The organism is Klebsiella sp. JB_Kp042, from assembly GCF_040065275.1.
In the GTDB taxonomy this organism is placed as follows: Bacteria; Pseudomonadota; Gammaproteobacteria; order Enterobacterales; family Enterobacteriaceae; genus Klebsiella; species Klebsiella quasipneumoniae.
The window spans coordinates 1-3,628 of record NZ_JBEAJL010000058.1 but is presented as its reverse complement, the minus strand read 5'-3'; the positions used below and the strand labels follow the sequence as shown (position 1 = coordinate 3,628).

The following is a 3,628-nucleotide window of genomic DNA, read 5'->3' as shown; positions in this document are numbered from 1 at the left end:
AATTTTAATCAGCGAGTCAGCTTGGGAAGAAATGACCTGCTTATTCGCACCTTCCTTAGCTGTAAAAAAAATGCAACGTTAACTCGACATGATGTGAGCCTACTTTGTCGGGTATTTATGACAATTTAATTAAGCGGCAAAAAATTTTGGCGAGGGTAAATGAAAATAGATGTGCTTGGCTGCGGGAGCGCCTTTTCCTGCACGCAAAATACCTCCGCGCTGCGGGTAATCGACGCGGACAACAAACAGTGGTTAATCGACTGCGGACCCACCGTTCCCCGCGCGCTCTGGCAGCGCGGCGGCGGGGTCAACGATATCGATGCGATCTACTTCACCCACGTTCATCCGGACCACTGCACCGGTCTGACGGCGCTGCTGAATTACTGGAAAAGCGGCTCCCGCCAGAAGCCGCTGATTATCTACTGCCAGCCGACGCAGCAGCCGGTGCTCATGCAGCTGGCCGCGCTGGCGAACTGGCCGCAGGCGGAGCTCGGTTTCACCATCGACTGGCAAGCATGTCGCGAAGCCTGGACGTGGCAGGACTGGCAGATCCGCACTGCCCCCACCCAGCATGAGCTGAGTAATCGCGCCATCCGTATCACCATTGCCGGGCAGACGCTGTTTTACAGCGGCGATGGCCGGCCGACCGCCGACTCGATGGCCCTGATGGCCGGCGCCGGGCTGGCGTTTCAGGAGTGTGCCTCGGTGGCGGCCCTGGACGATGACGCCTCTCATGGCGATTTCCCCTCTTGCCTGATGCTGTTCAGAACGCTGCAGCTCCCGGCGCTGGGGCTCTATCACTGCGAGGACGCTGCCCTGCCGGGGCTGAAGCAGGCCTGCCAGCCGTGGCCGGGGTTATTCGTTTCCCGGGATGGGCTCGCCTTAACGTTGCCGCGTCCCCCGTTTACCGACGAGGCGCACATCCTATGAGCGCCGCATCACGTAAAGCCAGCGTCACCGCCCAGGATGTCGCACGGCGTGCGGGCGTCTCCCGGGCGGTGGTGTCCCGGGCGTTGAGCAGCAACGGCAGCATCTCTCCCGATGCCCGGGCGCGGGTGTTGCGCGCCGCCGAAGAGCTGGGGTATCAGGTTAACTTCCTCGCCCAGGGGCTGAACCGCCAGCGCAGCCACTTAATCGGCGTGATCGTCTCGCGCATCAGCGATCCTTTTCGCAGCGCCCTGCTTGATGCCTTGCTCAACGAGATCCAGCGCCAGGGCTTTCAGGCGCTGGTGAGCGAGATCCATAGCGAGCAGGATCTGGCGCATACCCTGCGCCGTTTCACGCAGTTTCGCGTCTCCGGGGTTATCGTTACCTCCGGCCAACCGCCGGAAGCGCTGGTGAACGAGTGCGTTCACCAGCATATTCCGGTAGTGGGCATTAACCGTCAACCGACGATCCCCGGGGTGGATTATGTCTGCTCTGATAACGCCGCCGGCGCCGAACTGGCCGCTAACCAGCTGTTGCGCAGCGGCTGTCGGCGCTTCGGCTGGCTCAATACTCTCCCTTCCACCTGGGCCGGGCGCATGCGCGGTGAAGCATTCAGCCGGGCGCTACAGGCGCGCGGAGTGGACATCGAACGCGACCTGGCGCACCTCGCCTGTCCGGAAGAGGGCTACGTCGGCGGTGAGCAGGCCGCGGCGCTCGCTGACGAGGTGCCTGAGGGGATCTTTTGCGCGAATGCCCAGCTTGCCTGTGGCTTTCTTGATGGGATGCGCCAGCGCGGCAAACAGGCGCCTGAGGATTTTCAGCTGATTGGTTTTGATAACACGCCGCCGACCGCGCAATATAGCTATCAGCTCACCACCCTACATCAGGATGTGGCGGCGATTTCCCGCCAGGCGCTTGCCCGGCTGCTGGAGCGCACCGCCGACCCTTTACAACCTTCACGCACCACCTGGGTGGAGGTGACATTAATTCACCGGCGCACGTCGCCCTTTGTTATCTGAGAGCAGGACTATGACGGAAGCACAACGAGAGTCATTATGCGCCTTAATTCGCCAGGCTGGCGCCCACGCCCAGGCGCTACGCGATGCGGGATTACAGGTCGATAAAAAATCGCGCCAGGATTTTGTGTCGCAGGCGGATCTCGCGGTAGAACAAGAGATTAAAGGCTGGCTGCAGGCCCATTTTCCCCAGGAGGGTTTCCTCGGCGAGGAGAGCGGTTTCGCCGGCGATGCACAGACCGTCTGGGTGCTCGACCCTGTCGATGGCACCACCAACTTTATCCTCGGTATGGATTACTGGTGTATCTCGCTGGCGCGAGTGTGCCAGGGTGAGCTGACGCTTGGCATTATCTACGCCCCCGATCGCGATGAGTTTTTCTTCGCTGGTCGCGGCGAAGGCGCGTATCTCAACGGCCAGCGCCTGACGCTACGCGAACCGGATCCGGATGCGGTGGTAGTGGGTATGGGCCGCTCCAGCCGCGCCCCGGCCAGCGACTACGCCTGGGCCATCACCACCCTGCTCGACGCCGGCCTGGAATATCGCCGCTTCGGCGCGGGCGCCCTGATGCTGGCGCATGTCGCCGCCGGCCAGCTCCATGCCTATTATGAAGCGCATATGAACAGCTGGGACGCGCTGGCAGGCATGCTGTTGATTGAGGAGGCGGGCGGAACGTGCAATGCGTTTCTCGCCAATGAGGGGCTGCGGCGAGGTAACCGCGTGCTGGCCGGCTGCGCAGGCGTCCAGCCACGACTGGCCGCCCTGCTGGAGAAATGACGCTACACCGCCCCCGGCGTGGCCTGACTAACGCCAGGTTTCGCTGCGGGGAATATTATTCGGGCAGCGCTTAATCGCGCAAAAGGACTGGTAAAAACAGGAGTCAGACCGCTCGCCGCCGGCATGGTACGGGCACGATGGCCGCTCGCGTAATATTTCCCACTGCGCCTCGTCGTACACCGCAATATTGTAGATTTTTAATGAATGATACTGGTCATTAATTAAAACTCTTGAGGAATAGAGCTTCATTGTCTCGCCGGGCAGCAGGATCACATCGGCCTCGTACCACATAATAAATTTTAAGAAACGCAGGCTGGATATCGCCGAAAAGGCGATGCCGGATTGCGGGCAGATCAGAGTATTAAGAATAGTCCATTTCATATTCCTTCCTTATATAAATGCTACAAATTGTTACCGTATATAGTGATAGCATTCATTAATATAAACTGCAAGCATCCCTGACAATTATGTGACTTAAGACAATTCCTAACAACATACTCCATTATTAGTAACGTTTACTTTTCGTCGAGAGATTAATGATTAGACCCTATAAAAAAAGAAACAAATCAACCTAAAAAAAGAAAATACAATAAAAAATAAGATTAAATAAAAATAATTGACAATATGTATTAGTCCCTTTGGATGAGCCTTCATCCATTCGTATCAGACGATGTGGCGCTGAGCGTCGCCAAAGCTTCCGCCGGCAGAGAGGACGACGGCAGCCAGCTATTTATTGCGCGGTTGCCTCGGCGTACGACAACAGACCCGCGCAGCCATCAGGCCGCGCTCGGGTAAATGTCTTTGGTATACCGCCATAGCGAATAACTTCGCGATAATATCGCCATGGCGATTGATCTTATTTAGGGAAGGTGCGAATAAGCAGGTCATTTCTTCCCAAGCTGACTCGCTG

At 57.8% G+C, this 3,628-nt stretch carries 4 protein-coding genes and 1 pseudogene; 3 read left to right on the top strand and 2 right to left on the bottom strand.

What is annotated here, in order from left to right:
• Positions 1-159 precede the first annotated feature (159 nt).
• Genes ABLV54_RS12975 through ABLV54_RS12965 form a run of 3 tightly spaced genes read left to right on the top strand, consistent with a single transcriptional unit; the run spans position 160 to position 2,718 of the window.
• A complete protein-coding gene (locus ABLV54_RS12975) occupies positions 160-930 on the top strand; it encodes a ribonuclease Z (RefSeq protein ID WP_044525138.1) in 771 nt (256 codons plus the stop codon).
• A complete protein-coding gene (locus ABLV54_RS12970) occupies positions 927-1,946 on the top strand; it encodes a LacI family DNA-binding transcriptional regulator (RefSeq protein ID WP_050533637.1) in 1,020 nt (339 codons plus the stop codon). The genes ABLV54_RS12975 and ABLV54_RS12970 overlap by 4 nt, the downstream gene beginning before the upstream one ends.
• A 10-nt stretch (positions 1,947-1,956) precedes the next feature.
• Positions 1,957-2,718, top strand: coding sequence for an inositol monophosphatase (locus ABLV54_RS12965; protein ID WP_044525136.1), 762 nt, complete (start codon positions 1,957-1,959; stop codon positions 2,716-2,718).
• 27 nt (positions 2,719-2,745) lie between these two features.
• On the opposite strand, the gene iraM is transcribed toward ABLV54_RS12965, so the two are convergent.
• Positions 2,746-3,099 carry an anti-adapter protein IraM gene (gene iraM, locus ABLV54_RS12960; protein ID WP_023291644.1) on the bottom strand — a complete coding sequence of 118 codons (354 nt, stop codon included), beginning with the start codon at positions 3,097-3,099 and terminating at the stop codon, positions 2,746-2,748.
• A gap of 345 nt (positions 3,100-3,444) precedes the next feature.
• Positions 3,445-3,628: pseudogene (locus ABLV54_RS12955) on the bottom strand (hypothetical protein); the annotation flags it as partial.

Bases quoted from the DNA above. Each gene is read 5' to 3' on its own strand.
- ABLV54_RS12970 (WP_050533637.1), top strand. From the start codon at position 927: ATGAGCGCCGCATCACGTAAAGCCAGCGTCACCGCCCAGGATGTCGCA.
- iraM (WP_023291644.1), bottom strand. From the start codon at position 3,099: ATGAAATGGACTATTCTTAATACTCTGATCTGCCCGCAATCCGGCATC.
- ABLV54_RS12975 (WP_044525138.1), top strand. From the start codon at position 160: ATGAAAATAGATGTGCTTGGCTGCGGGAGCGCCTTTTCCTGCACGCAA.
- ABLV54_RS12965 (WP_044525136.1), top strand. From the start codon at position 1,957: ATGACGGAAGCACAACGAGAGTCATTATGCGCCTTAATTCGCCAGGCT.